We start from the raw sequence: 19,076 nt of genomic DNA, 5'->3' as shown, positions 1-19,076 counted from the left end.
TAGTAACTCAGTAAGTGGGTTATTAAATGGAAATATATTCCTTCAATAAACAAGCAAGGTTCACAAACAGTTTGAAAAGATGACATGCCTGTGACTTCTACTATGATTATAAAAGGCATAACCGTTGTTTGTAGTCGATTATTTTTCTTAACTAAAGTTTGTCAGTAGCAATTTATGTTCAATATATTATGAGTATTATTTTATGACCCAAAAACCTGAATGCTCTACACAGAAAATAACAGTCAATCAGCTTGAGCCAGGCATGTATGTATTGTCTGTGCGTACGAAGGGGAAAGCTGTCAGCGTAAAATCTGAAGGTTACATAAGTTCTAAAGAAAATGTCCAAAAACTAATTAAAGCTGGTATTACCCATTTAACCGTTGATCCCAGCAGACAAAAACAAGCAGATACAATTGATAGAATCCTACCTGAAATAAAAGACAAAGTTGTACCAACAACTTCGAAAAATACTATTGGGAGTATTTCATTAGATCAAGAGATGGCAAAAGCCAGTAAACTCTATAACGATGCAAAAATTTTACAACATAAAATACTTAGAAGCCTTACGGTGCACAAGACCATCAATGTCTTAGAAACTAAGGAGTCTACAGATGCTATTGTTGAGTCCATCTTTCGAAATCAAGATGCGTTAGCTTGTATGACACGACTACGGATTAAAGATGAGTATTTAGTTGAACATTCCCTCAATGTCTCCATCTTGATGAGCATATTTGCTAAACACTTGGCCTTTGACCGTGAAATTATTGAACAACTGGCACTCGGTGCATTTTTACATGATATTGGTAAGGTATTAGTCTCGCCAGTAATACTACACAAACCGGGTAAACTCACTAGCCAAGAGTTTGAAGTGATGAAAACTCATGTTGATTTAGGTGTTGAAGTGTTGAAAGAAAGTCCTGATTTACCTAAGATCGTGATTGAATTAGTACAACAACATCATGAACGCCTTGATGGTAACGGCTACCCAAAACAGCTGAACGAACAACAAATTAGTCAATTTGGTCGTATGATAGCTATCGTTGATAGTTATGATGCGATGACTGCAGAGCGAGTTTATAAAGCAGGTATGCACCCAATCAAAGCCTTTAAAATTCTAATTAAAGATGCTCCGGGTAGCTTTGACAGTGATTTGGTTGAACAGTTTGTAAACTGCCTTGGTATTTATCCAGTAGGTACATTAATCAAACTTACTAGCGGCAAGCTTGGCCTGATTAGCCGCTTAAATAAAAGCCAGCCGTTATTGCCTTTTGTGCGAGTGTTTTACAATACTCGGCTTAATCAAGCTATTGCAATGGAAGAGCTTGATCTTAGTCAGGCTAAACATAAAGATCAGATTGAATGCTGTATCAAACCCCAAGATTTCAATATTAATTTACTTCGATTTTTCAAGGCTGCTTTTCATAGTTAATACACTCAATACTGGTAGCTCCCCGCTATTTGTTTAAAAGGTTCTAGGGTAGTCAAACCACAAGCCCCTCCTCACATAAAAGTGTTGAGAAAACTAAAAATTGCGACTAGTTTAAGTTACGATTTATTAAAGTATGGCGGGCCTAATGGGATAAACACATGTAAAAGTAAATGCAATTAAATGATCATTAGCTCATATGCTGTTGTTGGCGTTTTAATGCTTTATTTTTACTTACCGTTTCCACCTGAGCAACGCCATAGAGATTGAGTCCACTGAAGAGGCTTTTCAATTTTGCTGCTTTATAGTCAATTTCAATTTTTTCAATAACAAGTTGATGTTTTTCAGGAAATAGCGCTTCTACAGCTTGCGAGATTAGTTCAAAAAGCTTTTTCAGGTTAATTTTATGTATTTGACCTGTTTTGTTAAAAATCCACTCGGTGATTGCCATAAAATCATCAAACGGTTCATCAGACAACATATGGGGTAATGAGTATTTAAAACGGCCTGAATTACCAATCATATCCCAGTAACGTGCAAAGCGGTTAATACGTTGCATGGTGGTAAAGCTAACCCTGTCGGTACTTAAAATATCAAATGGTGGTAATGGATTAAACCGTAAGTCGAATGCTTCGGTATGGCGAATAATTGGACTACCTTTTAGCCGTTTCAAAATACCCATTTGAATCTCATGAGGACGACAATGATATAGTTGATTGAAGCTATCTTTAAAGGTGTCAAAAGTTTCACCGGGTAAACCAAAAATAAGATCAGCATGAATATGGGCGGAAGTATTATCTCTTAACCACAGTAAATTTTCTTTTGATTTTTCGTTATTTTGTTTGCGGCTAATATTCTTTTGCACTTCGACATTAAAGGTTTGAATACCTATCTCAAACTGTAAACTTCCCTCAGGAAACTGAGCCAACAACTCTTTTAATTTTCTCGGTAAATGGTCAGGTACCACTTCAAAATGCAAATAGAGGTCGTCAGTCATTTTGTCTAAGAAAAACTGCATAATTTGCATGGTGGTTTTAATATTTAAATTAAAGGTTCTATCGATAAACTTAAAGTTTCTCGCACCACGCTGATAGAGAATTTCCATTTCGTCAAGAAAAGCTGTTAACTCAAACGGCATAGATGACTTGTCTAAAGAAGATAAACAAAATTCACACTTAAAGGGACAACCACGCGACGCTTCAACATAAAGCAGACGGTGCTTTAAATCTTCATCAGTATAATACTCATAAGGTAATGCTAAATCTTCTAACGCAACGGGTTTAGAGTTTAGAATTTTTTTATTGGGTGGCGTTTTATTGAGTATGTCTTTACACAGTTGATAAAAACTTAACTCTGCTGCACCCGTTAATACATAATCGGCACAGTCAACAATCGGTTGCTGTTCTGTTTCATAACTGACTTCTGGCCCGCCTAGAACAATCTTTATGTCTGGTGCGATCACTTTTAATAAATTAACAACATTGGTTGTTTCAACGATATTCCAGATATAAACACCAAAACCAATAATATCGGGATTTGACGCTAATATTTGCTCTGCTATATCCAGGGCACGCGTTTGGATAATAAACTCTTGAATTTCACAATATTGCTGTAATTCTTTTAAATTTGCATAAAGATAACGTAGACCAAAGCTGGTGTGAAAAAAACGAGCGTTAAGCGTAGCAAGTACAATTTTAGGCGAGGTTTTATCTATTTCATCTCTGCTTTTATGACTCTCTGCTTGAGTAACCAGTGATCCCTTGTTATTTGAAACAGGCGAAGTTGAAACAGGAATATTGTCTTCCATGAGGGGAACTTGCATGATGGTTAGTTCGGGGGTATTTTTTTGCTCTGCCATGCTCGATTTTACTACCTTTGAATAAATGCCGTTAATTGATACCTTTGAAAATATCGCTGCAATTATACTGTGATTGCAGAGGTTATTCAGGAATAAGTTTTTAGCCATTAAATTGGGCGAATTTTAATGATAATTCTGCTGCCATTTTTTCTTGCCCTTTCAGTCTTAACACTTCGATTATACATTCGATGGTACATAGACCTCCTTTAGGTTGGTTGGCCCTAAGTTTGTATAAAGAATCATTTGTCGTTTTCAGGGTAAATTGCGGAGCATTTTTTAAATAAGGGCTGTGATTGAAAATCTTTTGGGCTTCCTGCCACGTGCTATCAATAATAATGATGTTTTCATATTCTTCAATGCTAGTCGGTGACAGTAGCTTTAATACGGCCGATAAAGTTTCCGTTGTCGGTATTATTTCCGATGACAGTGCCGGTGACGAATCACCCTTCGAATATAACAAAACCGCCTCATTATTTTCTATTATTCTAACAAGGTCTTTATTAGGATTTACTCTTTCCCAAAGTATACGTTCAACAATCTCATTAGCATCTTCTAAAGCAAGAGCGCCCGTATTGGTTGCTCTATGCAATTCACGTTCATGGGTCAGTAAAAATATTTTCATTTATAGAGTTTGTTCCGCTTTAAATAATTGTTGTAGCGCTTATTCAAAACTTGAAGGGATTTAGCCAAAATCCGCCAATCTCTCGGTTAGCGGATTTTATTCACATATTTTACCTATGTAGTTTTGATTATGAAGTTGTCTCACTGATAAACACTCAATTGGATATCCCAGTTTACAGACCTACCGTAAGCAACACTTCTTATATTTCTTGCCACTGCCACACGGACAAGGATCATTGCGGCCAGCCGTAGGCAATGAACTAACGGGCACACTGTTTTCTAAAATTGTATTTTCGTCGTAGAGGATATTAGCCAATAAACCGCCTTCCCCCATTAACGATTCAAAGTCATCAAAGCCTTCATTTGATATATTGTCGAGTTCTTCATCTTCTGAGTCATCATCAGCCCAAGCACTTAAGGTATCAACAACATTAAAGTCTGTTTGAATCATGCCCGACTCAATCAACTTAGGCGTACCTGCCCTCTGCCATGCTTTTACTTCGTCATATTTAAAGCGGTCTTCATCAAATAAGCCTTTGTCACCTAAGTCTTTCTTACATAGTTCAATAAACTGATCTTTAAAATTATCAAGTTGATATTCAATGCAAGAATCGGCTAATGCACTAATTAAAAAGCTATTGGTTGAACTCGGTAAAGCCAAAAATACAGTTATCCAACGAGTTACATGTGCACTTAATACAAATTCATCAATAATACCCGCTTCGTACTGAGCAAATACAGCTTCAATAGCAGATGCTTTGCAATACATAGCTTGATGACCATCAACAATATAATTACACAATGCTTGTGTATTACCATCGACCACATTATAAAATAAGGTCGGCGTTAATTCAGTGAGTGCATCACCAAACACCGCTTCAATAGGGGTTAAAAACGTATCGCTACGTGCAAATAACTGCAAACACTTTTCTAACGCTGGAGAATATTTTAATTCCGCTAATAATAAAGTACCAAAATATAAAATGACCTGTTGATCGTCGGTTAACGAGGTATCATTTGCGATAAATTGATCTATCAGCCGTTCTAATTCAGGATAAAATTCCGACCAATTTGCTTTAACAAATTCGAGACCTGCAATAGGTAATTCGCTGTCTTGTACATTACCTATTTCCAATAAAGCTTGTTGTAAATTCATGTGAAGTCCGCGTTAAATAATCAATGATGAGTGCATATGCCGAATATTATATAACACTTCTTATTCCCGTAACCATTGAAAGCATCAAATTCAAAACGAAAAAAACACTAATCTTTCGATTAGCGGTTTTTTAGAATGTGGTGGGAATATGGAACGAGTATAGGCACTGGTTTTATTTAATAAAATCATCAATGTAATGTGAACGTCTCGCCAAGCGCACATATCCTTATATGTGCATTCCTTCTAGACTTGCTCCAACATAATAAAGGAGCAACCTATGAGTCGTAAAACTTCCGATGAGTGGAGAAACCTAGTAGAGCAGCAAGTCAGCTGTGGTCTTTCAGTGTCAAAGTTCTGTGAGCAACAACAATTAAACGTTAAGTATTTTTATGCGCGTAAAGCTATTATTGTTTTTAATGAATTTATGCTTAGCAGCTAGTTTATTATAATAATAAACTAGCTGTAACAAACTTACTTATTTGTTCGCTTCAACAAAACTTTCAATCAGCTTGGGAACACGATTATAAAAGCTTTTTTTACTCAAAGCTGTATTACTTAATCCCATGTCATTCATAAGGATTTTATTGGACTCTAAGACTAGATCATCGGCGGTAGTTAATGCAAACAATGATTTATCTTTAGATATAAAGTAGGTTGTAGGATAACCTACGCTTCGTACTCCGGATATCAATGCTCCGTAACGTTCTTCACTATAGTTACGACTTTCTTTATTAAAGTATAATGTTTTGATGTTACTGTTAAATGATGGGTATTCAAGTTCTTCTGTCCATTTCTTCGTCGACATTTTACTTCCAATTAAACTATGTTCTGGGAGCATTTCAACTAAAATAATAAATTGCACTACGTCCTTATATTGTTCTACAACTTTATTTAAATACTTTAATTCTCTTCTGCATTGGTCATCTAGCGGTGAGAAAACTTGTAAAAATATAGGTTTTTCACTCGAATTGGCTAAAAAAGCTTTTAGCTCCTTAGTTTTAAACAAGGTGTCACTAATATCTTTACCTACTAATTGTTTATCTATGCATGTTTTAAAGTGATTTTCAGTGAATTGAATGCCTGTACCAGTAGTTAAGTTTTTCTTTCTTGCGCTTTCTATACAGCTAGTTATAGTTTTAGAGTACTCTGGTTCTGATCGTTGTTTACAGCCGGATAGAGCTGTAATAGTACAAAATATGAAAAACATGCATACACTAACGCTCTTAAAATTATTATTCATTTTACCCTTATATTTTTAAATCATTTGTTAAGATTTATTGGCCAACAATGTAATGAAATACATTTCCATGACTTCCCAAATAACGGCTTTAGAAGTTGCGGTAAATCTGTATTCTGAAAATGAATGTATATTGACATGGTTTAATGGATTCGACTACCCCAGCTAAGTGGCGATGTCGATGAAAATACGATAAAGCTATGTACCTTGGCATGTAAAACTGGGTTAGGTGTGTTTAGCGAGTCGCTCACGAATGTGGCAGGCAAAATGGGACGAATATGGCCACAGGTGTTATTCAATAAAACCACCTTCAAAGTGATTTTTAAAGAACACTATCTAAGTTTATTAAAAAGTACAAATAAAATAAAACATTAACCATTGGCTTTATTTAACTAAATTCAGTTGTTGAAACCAACAGGCATCATTAGAGAAAAGCTTTTTATCATTTGATACTATATCAAGCTAGGTTTGCTATCATAACGGTTTTTCAAACCCATAAGGCAACAGCACTGCGTGGCAGCTTTTCAACTTAGAGATTATCAACAAGATGCCGTTTCTGCGGTGCTCAAACACTTTCGAAAAACCAACGAATCTGCGGTGATTGTTTTACCTACAGGCTCAGGTAAAAGCCTGGTAATTGCCGAACTTGCTCGCTTAGCAAAACGAAAGATACTTGTGCTAACTCACGTGAAAGAGTTGGTTGAGCAAAATCATCAAAAATATGAAAGCTATGGTGTTACTGCCGGTATTTATTCTGCGGGATTAAAACTTAGAGAAACTCAACACCAAGTCACGTTCGCCAGCATACAATCGGCAGCCCGCAATCTAGATGACTTTAATGAGCCCTACTCCTTAATTATTATCGATGAATGTCATCGAGTTAATTTGGCCAACGCTGGTTTTTCTAAAGAAATGTCTAAAGATAAAGCTGAATCTGTAGCCAAAAACGAAGCTAAAGACGCGTCAAATGGCGAAGTAAAAGAGCAGGCACAAGAAAGCGCAAACAAGCCGTCCAATAGTAATCAGTATCAACAAATCATTGAAAAATTGATGCAAGTTAATCCCGAGGTAAAATTATTGGGTTTAACCGCAACCCCTTATCGTTTAGGTATGGGCTGGATTTATAAAAAGCATTATCGTGGTTTCATGCGAAGTGAAGAAAAGCGGCCTTTTGAGCACTGTATTTATGAACTACCGCTAGGCTATTTAATTAAACGCAAATACTTAACCGAGCCCAATTTAGTCGATGCCACCATAGAACATTATGATTTTAGTAGCCTGCGGACAAACGCTTCTGGCGAATATAGTCCTACGGATATTAATCATCTATTAAATAAAAACCCAAGGGTGACTCAAAGCATTATTGAACAGGTCATTGAGTTAGGCCATAAACGACAAGGTATTATGGTTTTTGCCGCTACAGTTGAGCATGCAAAGGAAGTCTTTAGTTATTTACCCGCCAGTATGAGTGCGTTAATTACCGGCGCTACCGACAACACTGAGCGCGATAAGTTAATTAAGGCATTCAAACGTAAAGACATAAAATACCTGGTTAATGTTTCAGTATTAACCACTGGCTTTGATGCGCCCCATGTCGATATGATTGCGATATTACGTCCAACACAATCGGTTAGTCTCTATCAGCAAATCATCGGGCGTGGTCTGCGTTTAAGTGATAACAAAAAAGATTGCTTGGTGATTGACTATACGGGTAATAATTTTGATCTTTACCATCCCGAAGTCGGTGAGAAAAAGCCGAATAGTAAAAGTCAGCCGGTGCAAGTTGTTTGCCCAAGTTGTGAATTTCCCAATATATTTTGGGGTATATGTGATGATGACGGTTATTTAGTTGAGCACTACGGCAGACGATGCCAAGGCCTCGTCGATACTCCAAATGAAGAGCAAGCTACAGAGAGTCAATGTGACTATCGTTTTGTTTTCAAAGAGTGCCCTCACTGTGGTGGTGAAAATGATATTGCGGCTCGAACGTGTTTACAGTGCTTTGAGGTCTTAGTTGATCCCGATGATATGTTAAAAAAAGCACTACAACTTAAAGATTCAAAAATTATTCGCTGTGCAGGTCTTAATTTAACCAGAGTTAATGGCAAGCTCAGTGATAAGGGAGCTGATAAGTTAAAAATCACTTACCATGATGAGGAAGGCACTGAGCTTAATGAGTCTTTTGATTTTGCTAGGCCTAATCAGGTTAAAGCGTTCAACGATATATTTTCTAAACGTCTTAGCGCTAAAATCAGTGTTCAACTGGGTTCAACTGAGTCGTTTGAAGTGACTAACCTAGAACAAGCATTAAAGCTAGCTGACCTATTACCGTGCCCAGATTTTGTCATCGCCAGAAAACAAAAATACTACTGGCGTATTAAAGACAGACTGTTTGACTATCAAGGTAAATACCGAAAAGCCAATGAGCTTAAATAAGCTCAAACAGAAGATTAAAAAACCCGCTAACTCTGTCGAATTAGCGGGTTATTCTAATATGGCGAGCAGAATGGGGCGAGTATCGGCACAGGCTTTATTCAATAAAATGCTATGAAGGATATATTATAAAAGGTATTTACTCTTATTACCCGATTCACTAAGCTATTCTCTTAACTGTGCTTTACCTGAAATTTACACCTAACATTCAACATCAACAATTTATGACAAAAAAATGAAAACAATAACCTATATTTTTTTAACCTCTATTAGTTTCATAAGCAATTGCTACTCAGCAGATAATATTATTGAAAATATTGCTGAAATGATTATTGAAAAAAATTTACCATACCTATTACACGAGCAAACTGACAAAAAATGGGAAATGGGGACATACAGTATAAAAATAAATCGGTTAGGTAGGCCTATTCTTACAAGTAACACTAGCTATTTTAACCTCTCACTCCCTATCAATGCGGATATTAAAGGTAAGATAAAGAAAGACATTTTGGGTACAAAAATAACGATTAGTTGTAATAGTACATTTACTACAAAAGCAGTTATAAAAGTAACACCTAAAGTAACGTCTGATAAATATGAAACTAATGTTAATATTTCGATCGATATCCCACCAACTTATTTAGTATGCGATGGGCTAAGACTTCAAATAAAACCAGTGCTAGAGTCCCTAATTAAAGATGAAAAACATAAGTGGGAGTTAGATTTAGAATCGAATATAAATAAAGTTTTCAAACAAGCAGGTATATGATGGATACAAACGATGATCCAATAGTAAAAGCTAATAAAGCGTGGAAAATAATAGGCATAACTACACTGACAATTGCTGTAGGTTTTTATTTGTATGTGCAGGGTTCACATTATGGAACGCTCACAAGCCTAAGTAAAAAAACGAGTCCTTATGCTGCTTCAGTATACGGGCAGCTCGTATTGATTCCCTTATGTGCATTTTTTTACGCTTACACCTTTCACATTCTAAATTTAAATTATCATAAAAAGCGGTTATTACGAATTCCTTCATTGTATGAATTGCATCTCCCATCGGATAACTCATTAATGAAAAAAGCAAGAATAATGACTGCACTGTTAATTTTTATCGTTCCCCTCTTCTCACTCGGACATTGTTACCAAAAATCATTAAAAGGAACTATTTATCTTAAAGAGTCATGCACGGACAACAAATGTACAACTAGGTGGTCTGCAGGTACTACTGAATCCCTCACAAAATTTTCTAAGTTTTCAGAAATTTTTAATGATGGAAATAAATATAGGTTTGATGGACAAATTACATACTTTCCAGGATGGCAACCTTGGACTGCCTTAATTTTTATTATGGCCGTTGTACGCTTGTGGTACAGAGCACTGTCTGTATTACTGAAAAAGGCAAATAAAATACAATATTAGCTTGGCTATATTTCAAATTTATTAGATATCTAGTAAAGCCCGTTAAATAAAAGTATTTGCTTTAAAGAAAGTAGAAAATTATTTCTACTGTTAAAAATTAATTTATTTCAATTTTTAACAGTAGAGCTGTGAATTTGGTAATAACAAAGTCACATCAATTTTGTGATATACAATTAAAACAAACCAAATTTTAACAAAATCAAATTTATAATCTAGTTCGTTATTGAAGTTTAGCTTCTAGCAATAATTTCAGAAAAAGCGGATTTTGCATAGTTGACTAACCTAGGATTTTTGTCAGTTCTATCAAGGTATTCATCTAACTTTTCTAATCTATTAAGTAAAGGTTTTCCAATCAATCGCCTTTCTAAATCCTTAAATATTCCACCATTAGTTACCGAGAAATATCGAAGTGCCACCAAAGAATGCGCTATACATTCTATTTCAGCATCAACAGTAGTTGAAACTTCAGAGACTTTGGACTTATTTTCTACCTCCGCTAAAAATATTTTTAGTATACTAAGTTCATTGGTTCTTAGAGTGCCCAATAAATAAAGCTGTTCCGATCTATCACTTAACCCCCGATCACCATCCTTAATGCTCTGAGTAATAAGTGCACTTAATTGGCGTCGGCCAATTTCACTCAATTCTTTAATCTTTTCTCTTGAATTTTTACGTATCATGTTATCGCTAGAAATTATCTCCAAGGAAAGATCGTTAATCCAAGTCCCAGCTACAGAATACAACCCCTTAATAATGTCTTCTGATTCGTTATGTGTTTCTGTTGGAAGGATCTTTAAACCATATCTAGATTCTAGTACTGCATAATTAGAAATATTGACCTGTCGCTCTTTCTCTTTATTAGGATTATCAGACTTACAATCTTTTTTCATAATAGCGATGTGGCTTTGCACACTCGAACCAAACTCTTGCTCTATTGTAGACAGCATTTGATCGAAGTCCCTATCGCGTAGTGAAAAACCTAAAATTAAAATGGTGAATCTTGACAATATATGTTGAATTGTTGCCCTATATACTCTGGAGTCATTTAAAAGCCTATTGTAAGAACTACTAGTCAAAACGATAGATTTGCTTTCAGATATGCACCCATGAGCTTTTAAGATAATAGTACGATCTTTAAAGCCGCTATTTAAATGTTTTACAAGTTTAATATCTTCATTATATAAAACAGGCTCATAAGGGGTATTTACAGCGTCATAAGCATTTTCATGACATTGATCATAATTGAAAGTAGCAATACCTCTAGGCTTAAGCTTTTCTATGAATTTGTGGTAGTCTCCAAAATATCCCTGTTTCCCTGTTGTTTCTTCCCGTATCCACTCAGAAAATCTTTCTTTTTGACTAATTTTACTTTCAATTATTTGGGATGCTTCTATGTATGCATCCCCATGTACTTCATCTAAAAATTCACTTGGTATAAGTCGATCGAGTAATTCTATTTCACTATCTGTAAATACTATTTTCTCATTTTCAGCCCGCTCTCTAATACTTTGAATTAGCTGCCCCCATGTCGGTAACTTAGAACCATCTTCCTTTGTAACTCCTGTCGAAATACCAGCACCTGTGATTATAAAGAGCTTATTATGAGCAATAGCATTTCTTAACTCGTCAATTAATTCGCTTTTAATACTCATTCTTCTATCTTACCTAATAATTCGCTCAATGGTTCATTGATACATTTTTGTGGAGACGCGGCAACTCTAGGTTTTTTGTCCATAGAAATATCAATTAGGTTTTTTGGTGTAAAATCAAGAGATTCTGCTAATGATTGTGCTTCCTCTGACAAAAGTGAATAATAATCGCTATTATCTTTGATAGACAACAAAGTGGCCAACTCTTCACATATTGTTAATGAGCTAGATAAGATACTTCTATTTTCGATATTTATTTTCAAATGCGGGGCATGATCTAATATTGCCAAACCAATCTCTGGATGAATATTTTCTTCAACTAACTTGGTTGTCAAAGGTACTGGATGAAAATCACCTTTTTTACCTCTGTCGTGAGGAAAACTCAAATAATCAATATCATGAATGTAGCCAACCTTTCCATAGAGTTCAGCGTCCTCTCCAAGCCATAAAGCTAGTTCCTCCATCAAACTCTTAGTAATAAGACCATGCTCATTCCAGTAATGATAGCCACATCTAGATTGGCAGTTTAGAGTTTGACAAAAATCTTTTCTACAGTTTTTCAAGCCTTCCGGCATAAATTCATCTTCTAAATTGAAAATCAATTCATCTGAGATAAAGGGGGGTATATCACTCATCAGAATACTTTTTTCTTTCAACCTGCTATAGATTTCCTTTGCAGTCGTCTTAAACACTTCCATTAATTTAATTCCAATTCATATTTAGTGTACATTTTCATACGTCAATAAAATTGACGTATGAAAATAACAAAGAACGGACAAAAGCCAACTGTTTTATGTCCGTTGAAGAACTTAATAGTTTTCAATATCATAACGAAATAAATATTTTATTTCTCTACTTATTAAATGAAAAACGGAGAGCGTGTATCCCCTTGTAACAAAAACGAGTTAACTCTTTCGAATTAGCGGGTTCATCTTAATGTGGCGGTGAACCCAGATTTGAACTCTATGTTGTGGGTGTTTCGCTACAAACCCTATTCAGTTTGAAATACGCCAAAACGAAAAAAAACGCTAATTCTTTCGAATTAGCGGGTTATTCTTAATATGGCAGTGAGATAAAGGTTTGAACTCTATGACGTGGGTATTGCGCTACAAACCCTTTTTACCGATTATGAAAAGCAAAAAGGCGCTAATCTTTCGATTAGCGCATTTTCTAAATGTGCCGGGCAGAATGGGACGAATATGGGCACTGGTTTTATTCAATAAAACTGCCATTAAAGTAAATTTATTAAGAAATAGAGAACAATAATATACTAATCTAATGGCATGACCAAAAAACCAATATCCTGAAGCTGGATCGTTTCTTTCGGTTTTAGTTTTTTAACAGCCCATATTAAAAGTTCTTTTGGTCTTGAAGAAGCGACATATGCTAATCTTGCAGACTCAGTAGTTGGATCATCTAGCCATTCTTTCCAGTTTCCTCCGACACCACCTTGTTTTCCTGCACTAGAAACAAACATACTTACATCATGCGTCTCACCTTTTACTTGGTGTATAGTTTCTTTTCTCAAAGAGCAAGTTGTCGTGTTTACAATCTTTAAAGATAACCCAAGCCCCTCTTGCCCTAATCCATTTGGCGATCGAATATTACAGTCTGATAATGAGTTTAAAACTACTGCTATATCATCATCTACAAATGATTGTTTCAAAATTTCCTTTATCCTTAGCTTTGTTTTCCCTGTCCATACTTTCCAAGAAACAGTCGAATCATTAAGATCATCTTCAACTAGAAAAATTAATGCATTGAATAAGAAGTTTCTCCACCTTAAAGGTGAATCAATTGAGTCAGGACAATTAAAACTCAATGGCTTTACACTTTCTTTTATCAATGTTCGTAAGTATTGAGAAAACAATGTTATTGATTTTTCTAATCGTTCGAAATCATCTATATCAAATAAATTTATAGCTAGAGCCAACTTCTGAACTTCATTTAATTTAGTAGCCGAGGTATTAAATTTATTAAGCATTGAATGCCCTCTGGCAATAATTACACTATTATTATATGGCTTTGAAAGCCGAGTAAAAGTAGGTAGAACTTCTGTTGGGCATTCTAAATACTCTAAAACAACACAATGATTAATTTCACTTGTAGTGCGCCCTATCACGTTTTCTCCTGCAACTAATGTATTACATAGATTAACAATTGGCTGAACACTTCTATGATTTTTTGTTAGAGGATAGAATTCAAACCCTAGCTCTTTGGTAAATTCTAAAACATTATCTGGTTCACAGTTTCTAAACCCGTAAATTGATTGATTAAGATCTCCAATAAAATGAAGCTTTACCCCAAATTTGTCGAGTTTATGTAAAATTGAAAGCTGAATTTCACCTAAATCTTGGCACTCATCAATAATTATTACAGGGAAACGTAGTGTTAAATTTTTAGAAAAGCCAGTCAAGTCTACGTCATTTAATATTTCTACGGCTAGTAATTCAATATCGTTGTATGTAGAAAACCCAGCTTTTAGAAACCTTTTTTTGGTATCTAACAAATCCTTTTTTTCCCAATGTTTAAATTTAATTACGTCCAATGATTGATCATATCTTTTTTCGCCAGTATGAAAACTAAAAGTATCACTGTCCGAATTGTAACTATAATGATTTGCCCTGAGTTTACCTCTACCCGCATATTGATATTTAGTTTGAATAAATATACTTGACGTACTTTCTACAATCCTTATTGCATAATCATCATGTGTACCAGCATATTTTGTGATTTTGTGAGCAACAGGACTCACGATATATTTATAAATAAAGCTATCAAATGTCCCTATAAAATGAGGATAAAACTTTAAATTAGAAGTGCTAAATTTACCTATTCGATCTTTTAATTCATCAGTCGCACTATTAGAGAAAGATAATACACCTATACCACTAGGATCTTTTTTCCAATTAGATATTTCCTTAGCAACTTTTGCAGCTACAACTTCTGTTTTTCCACTACCTGGGCATGCTTCTAGATAGACATGACCATCAATCGTTGATTTAATATAGTCCTTTTGCTCTAAGGTAAAATTAGTCATCATTAGCTACCGTAGAGCAAGCCCAGTGAATTGCTTCAGCGATATATTCTGGAACATCTATAATCACTTTTGAACATGCGATTTTATCAGCTAACACCTGAGCAAATTGGCCTTTCCCAATTTCATCGTCATCAACTCTTTTTAATATAAGATGTGCCGCTTCAGATTTTTCTTTAGGGGACTTACATGTCCAATCCCCCTTAATCAATGGCTTCAGGCTTCTTTTTACTTTACCTTCTTTTGGCCAGAGGTCGTATAAAACTTGAGCCATTACAGGTATGTTATTCCCTTGCATTGCTAAATCATATTCAAGAGTTTTATACTCACACACAAAAAGTCTAGAAAAATCTGATTTACTGATTGTATCAACCAGTTTTAATGCATGATTTGTCCCGTCATGCATGTCTCCATCATGAGGTTTAATAGTGGTTGTTATTTCTTCACCTTTTGCATCTTTTTCCGTTTTTCTTTTCGCAGGATCAAGATCTGTTAGCCCAGCACACCGAATTGGAATATTTACTCCTGCTTGATCCTCCTCTTTATCCTGATCAGTTAGGTTACAATACAATCTCATGAAATGTTTAAAATATATCCCGTTAAGGTTTATGACCGAAACACCTACATCCTCAAGACTACAACGTCCTTTAATTTGGTCTTTAAGTATCGACTTTGCCAACAGAGGAATTAGCATTTGCTCTGCAATGCCTTCAACTAAAATTAAGCCACTTGCAAACAGTAAGTTTGATTTAGTTACATCTAACCAACGGTTAATGAACTGTTTACTGTTATCAGGTAAGTCACAATTTCTTAATGGAGTGGCTATTGGGGGCTGACTATTTGATAAATGAATTATTGAGTCAATATCAACAGAAGATGCCAATACAGTAGAATGAGTCGTAACGATAACTTGAACGCTTTTTCTCGTTGCTACATCTGAAATATACTTAAGTAGTCTTACTTGCAGTTGAGGGTGAAGATGCGCTTCTGGCTCTTCAATTAAGAGTAATTTAAAATAACTTTCTTTTATCTCTCCTGCAACATCATCAATAGTTAATTCAGCCAATATAGAGGCTATATACAAAAGGTTATTATAGCCTAGGCTGTTTTCTTGCAAAGATCTGAATGTACTATTTTCTTGTTCCGTAAGGTCTGGAAAAAATAACAGCCTTAAACCTTCTACAATTCTTGTGTAATCAGATTCTGCAAATTGTATAAGCGTATTTTGCCCAAAGCTTTCTCCAATTGATTTTTTTAAGCTATCTACAATTAATTTATTGGCCTCTTTAATTCCAAAATCATCACTATCAGCTAACTCTTGATTAAACTCAATTATCTTTTTTTCTAAAGGGTGCTGTTTTTTACTTTTTCGTAGTTTATCAATTTCTCTTTTACTTAATGCCTTTAAAAGTTTTGATAAACGTGATTGTCTTCCATTAATTAGTTTGGACTCAGCATCTCTAAGAGGAGGTAGATAAATACAATGGATAAGATCTATCGTTTCAGGTTCAAAAGCTGTTGTTCTTGATTTACCGCCCCATAAAGCACGCTTATAACGCCCTCTAATTTCTTTATTCTCAACCTGTAAGTTTAAGGACGCCTTACCCTTTTCATCACACCAATGCAGGAATGCAACTTTCTCATCACCGTCTAGTTCATCAAAATGAGCCTTTATAGTAAACTCATCTGAAGCAACTGATTCTTTTTTAAATGCACGATGAAAATCGATCTCACTGACGGCATAACGACCAGATTCAGAATCAATAAACAACTGTCTAATAGCACTAATAATAGCGGTTTTTCCTGCGCCATTCTCACCTACAATTACATTCAATCCAGCATTAAACTCAACAGTAAAAGCATCATCAAAACATCGAAAACCCTTTGTTACTAGCTTATTTAGGTGCATATATCCCTCTAATTTTCAATTACATTCCGACACATAGGAAACGTACTGCATCCCCAAAATTCATTACCTGCATTTTTGCCTTTGGTGGCTTTGCGCAATACCATGTTTGAACCGCACTGAGTGCATAATTTTCCGTCAGTTTTCTCTTTCACAATTTCTTTAACGTGCTTTACGTGTCCACGATTAGTTTTAAAGCCGCGCGCTAACCTGCCGCTTTCAATTTTTTCAATAATGTTTGTTACTTCTTCAGCATTGAAAATAACATCAGTTTTACTTTTTATAAAATTAATGCCACCACGAGCAAACCTAACATTCTCAGGCATTTTCGTTTTAAAGGTACTATCACCAATAAAGATAATGACTGAAAATATGGCATCACTCTTTATTCTCAAACAAACTTCTAACGTTTTGATGTGTTTATAGTTTTGATGAAGTGGATTTTGAAATTTTGATTTGTGCTTGAAGATTTGTTGTGTCCATTGCTTTTGATTGGCACTACCAAAGATCCAACCTTTCATATTTTTGGTTTCAAGAACAAAAATTCCATATTTGGATACGATTATGTGATCTATTTGAGTTGTCCCCTGCTCCTTACCATCCGTAAATGTCGGCAGCGTGACATTTTTTATTAGGTGGTAATCTTTCTTGTCTAAGAAAAACTTAATGAGCAAGTTAACTTGCCATTCTCCCAATACGCCTTTGAACCATGCTGATCTTATGATGACAGAAAATATGAAAATCGGTATTAAATACCAAGCGGCACTGAACATCATGTTGAGGTAAATTGATAAATCCATTTTATTACAATCCGTTATTAGGTGTTAATAGTAACTTCTCTGATGCCGACTACTGTAAATATCAATAAGGTAGTGCATATTATTTAAGGAAAATATTCATTATCACTAACTTTTTGAGCTGCACATAAATTATTGATTTCTTCTGGTGTTGCCTGCATTGAAGAGGCACCTTTTCGTACATATACGATCTTATCGGCAATTATTTGATTGCAACCGTTTGCAGTCGAGACTTCAACAACTACTACTTGCTCTCCGCAAATAGTTTGAAACGACACGTTAAAGCAATTATTGATACTCAACCTTTCTTTTAAATAGTTAGCAATCCTTTCTACATACTCTTCAATATTGTTTTTAAATTGTTTTCCAAACTCTCTACTTTCCAAACCAGTAATGACTCCACCATCATTAACTCCAATAAATAGAAAACCACCCGCATTGTTAGAAAAGGCACATACGGTTTTATCAATTTCCCTCTTTTTACTATTATCAAAACCAATAAACTGTTTAAATTCTACAGTATCGTTTTCACCAGTTTGGATGAGCTTAACCAACGCAGATTCAGACTCTTTATTTATTAATGGGAAAACAAATTCATAATGTGAAGTGGTAATAAAATCCAGTACTTCACTTTGTTGATTTAAAAGAAAAATATCGATACTTTTTAATTCATTTAAATCAACATCAATACTATTTTCATCATCAGAGGAGATTAATACACTTCTCTCTAGATACTGTAATTCACCTGTCATATAGGCTGGCACAGACGATGTAAACTGGAGACGGTTGTCATCAAGAAGAAGGCTACCTCTCTTATCAAGCACTTCAATAACAAGTTTCCCAATCCGACTATCACTGGAACTTTGAAAAGATTCCATACCAATGAAGTCTCTAACTGATTCTATTGAGGAGCTGCTATAAGGTTGTTGGTATGCGAATAACTTCTTGTCTTGAAAACAATTAGAATTTTCAACTATTCTTGTTTCAAAGCTTCTAATTGGTTGCTTAATTGAATGCGTTTTAGGTATTAATCGCTCTTTCCAACTTAAATTCTCTGGTTTTATAACTGGGTATTTATCACTATATGAAATACCTTCTGATTGAAGTGTGGTAATAAACTCTTCAAAACTAGGTACTTCAACAGTCATGGTGAGAAGAACTAAGTCTGTATAAATTAAATCATTTGATACAGGTAGATCGTCAATATAGGCTTTGCCAATTAAAAATTGCCAATCATTATTGAAGAAATTGAAAACGAGTTTGAGAGTGATTTTTTTTGGCAGCTTGATATCAATATATTTTTCAAAGACCGAATGGATATCGTTTTCGTTGTTATAATTTTTTTCAATCCTATCGTACATATTACTTTTAAATATCCTTTTACTGTAACGTTATTTTGGTAATAAAATAGTAACTATTCCTGTCCGCTTAATATATATCATTTAAGAAATAATCAACGATGAACATAATAATTAAATATAGTTAAATTAATATGTTACAACATAATAAAATCGCTACAGTGACAATATCACAC

General features: G+C 34.9%; 15 protein-coding genes. 5 read left to right on the top strand and 10 right to left on the bottom strand.

Annotation, left to right across the window (positions count from 1 at the left end; genetic code table 11):
* Positions 1-202: 202 nt before the first annotated feature.
* Positions 203-1,429: an HD-GYP domain-containing protein gene (locus tag GAB14E_RS15870; RefSeq protein WP_033081496.1), complete on the top strand. Its 1,227-nt coding sequence runs from the start codon at positions 203-205 to the stop codon at positions 1,427-1,429.
* Between the two features lie 187 nt (positions 1,430-1,616).
* Here GAB14E_RS15870 and GAB14E_RS15875 read toward each other — a convergent pair whose 3' ends face one another.
* From GAB14E_RS15875 to GAB14E_RS15885, 3 genes are all read right to left on the bottom strand, one after another.
* Positions 1,617-3,284 (bottom strand): B12-binding domain-containing radical SAM protein, encoded by a 1,668-nt coding sequence (locus GAB14E_RS15875; protein WP_033081495.1) that lies wholly within the window; start codon positions 3,282-3,284, stop codon positions 1,617-1,619.
* Between the two features lie 100 nt (positions 3,285-3,384).
* Positions 3,385-3,906 (bottom strand): tRNA-uridine aminocarboxypropyltransferase, encoded by a 522-nt coding sequence (locus tag GAB14E_RS15880; protein WP_033081494.1) that lies wholly within the window; start codon positions 3,904-3,906, stop codon positions 3,385-3,387.
* Between the two features lie 180 nt (positions 3,907-4,086).
* Positions 4,087-5,061, bottom strand: a complete 975-nt coding sequence (locus GAB14E_RS15885; RefSeq protein ID WP_033081493.1) for a DUF1186 domain-containing protein — start codon at positions 5,059-5,061, stop codon at positions 4,087-4,089.
* A gap of 277 nt (positions 5,062-5,338) precedes the next feature.
* On the opposite strand from GAB14E_RS15885, the gene tnpA reads away from it, so the two are divergent.
* Positions 5,339-5,500, top strand: a complete 162-nt coding sequence (gene tnpA / locus GAB14E_RS24735; protein ID WP_156115681.1) for an IS66 family insertion sequence element accessory protein TnpA — start codon at positions 5,339-5,341, stop codon at positions 5,498-5,500.
* 36 nt (positions 5,501-5,536) lie between these two features.
* Here tnpA and GAB14E_RS15890 read toward each other — a convergent pair whose 3' ends face one another.
* Positions 5,537-6,301, bottom strand: coding sequence for a TlpA family protein disulfide reductase (locus GAB14E_RS15890; protein ID WP_156115680.1), 765 nt, complete (start codon positions 6,299-6,301; stop codon positions 5,537-5,539).
* A gap of 510 nt (positions 6,302-6,811) precedes the next feature.
* On the opposite strand from GAB14E_RS15890, the gene GAB14E_RS15895 reads away from it, so the two are divergent.
* The 3 genes from GAB14E_RS15895 to GAB14E_RS15905 all read left to right on the top strand — a co-directional run bounded on the left by GAB14E_RS15895 (position 6,812) and on the right by GAB14E_RS15905 (position 10,153).
* Positions 6,812-8,734 (top strand): DEAD/DEAH box helicase, encoded by a 1,923-nt coding sequence (locus GAB14E_RS15895; protein WP_033081491.1) that lies wholly within the window; start codon positions 6,812-6,814, stop codon positions 8,732-8,734.
* 232 nt (positions 8,735-8,966) lie between these two features.
* Positions 8,967-9,500, top strand: a complete 534-nt coding sequence (locus GAB14E_RS15900) for a DUF4403 family protein (RefSeq protein WP_033081490.1) — start codon at positions 8,967-8,969, stop codon at positions 9,498-9,500.
* Positions 9,497-10,153 carry a hypothetical protein gene (locus GAB14E_RS15905; protein WP_033081489.1) on the top strand — a complete coding sequence of 219 codons (657 nt, stop codon included), beginning with the start codon at positions 9,497-9,499 and terminating at the stop codon, positions 10,151-10,153. Before GAB14E_RS15900 ends, GAB14E_RS15905 begins: the two co-directional genes overlap by 4 nt.
* 230 nt (positions 10,154-10,383) lie before the next feature.
* On the opposite strand, the gene GAB14E_RS15910 is transcribed toward GAB14E_RS15905, so the two are convergent.
* The 6 genes from GAB14E_RS15910 to GAB14E_RS15935 form a co-directional block, all read right to left on the bottom strand.
* A complete protein-coding gene (locus GAB14E_RS15910) occupies positions 10,384-11,805 on the bottom strand; it encodes an SIR2 family NAD-dependent protein deacylase (protein ID WP_033081488.1) in 1,422 nt (473 codons plus the stop codon).
* Positions 11,802-12,500, bottom strand: coding sequence for a hypothetical protein (locus GAB14E_RS15915; protein ID WP_033081487.1), 699 nt, complete (start codon positions 12,498-12,500; stop codon positions 11,802-11,804). The genes GAB14E_RS15910 and GAB14E_RS15915 overlap by 4 nt, the downstream gene beginning before the upstream one ends.
* Before the next feature lie 572 nt (positions 12,501-13,072).
* On the bottom strand, positions 13,073-14,845 hold the full coding sequence (locus GAB14E_RS15920) for a UvrD-helicase domain-containing protein (RefSeq protein ID WP_081967743.1): 1,773 nt from the start codon (positions 14,843-14,845) through the stop codon (positions 13,073-13,075).
* Positions 14,835-16,748 (bottom strand): ATP-dependent nuclease, encoded by a 1,914-nt coding sequence (locus GAB14E_RS15925; protein ID WP_033081485.1) that lies wholly within the window; start codon positions 16,746-16,748, stop codon positions 14,835-14,837. Before GAB14E_RS15925 ends, GAB14E_RS15920 begins: the two co-directional genes overlap by 11 nt.
* 8 nt (positions 16,749-16,756) lie before the next feature.
* Positions 16,757-17,545, bottom strand: coding sequence for a nuclease-related domain-containing protein (locus GAB14E_RS15930; protein WP_033081484.1), 789 nt, complete (start codon positions 17,543-17,545; stop codon positions 16,757-16,759).
* An 83-nt stretch (positions 17,546-17,628) separates the two neighbouring features.
* Positions 17,629-18,903 carry an AlbA family DNA-binding domain-containing protein gene (locus GAB14E_RS15935; RefSeq protein ID WP_033081483.1) on the bottom strand — a complete coding sequence of 425 codons (1,275 nt, stop codon included), beginning with the start codon at positions 18,901-18,903 and terminating at the stop codon, positions 17,629-17,631.
* Between the last annotated feature and the right edge of the window lie 173 nt (positions 18,904-19,076).

It is taken from the genome of Colwellia psychrerythraea, assembly GCF_000764185.1.
GTDB lineage: Bacteria > Pseudomonadota > Gammaproteobacteria > Enterobacterales > Alteromonadaceae > Colwellia > Colwellia psychrerythraea_B.
Note: the sequence above shows the minus strand (reverse complement) of the source record. Positions and strands in the feature narration are given on the sequence as shown.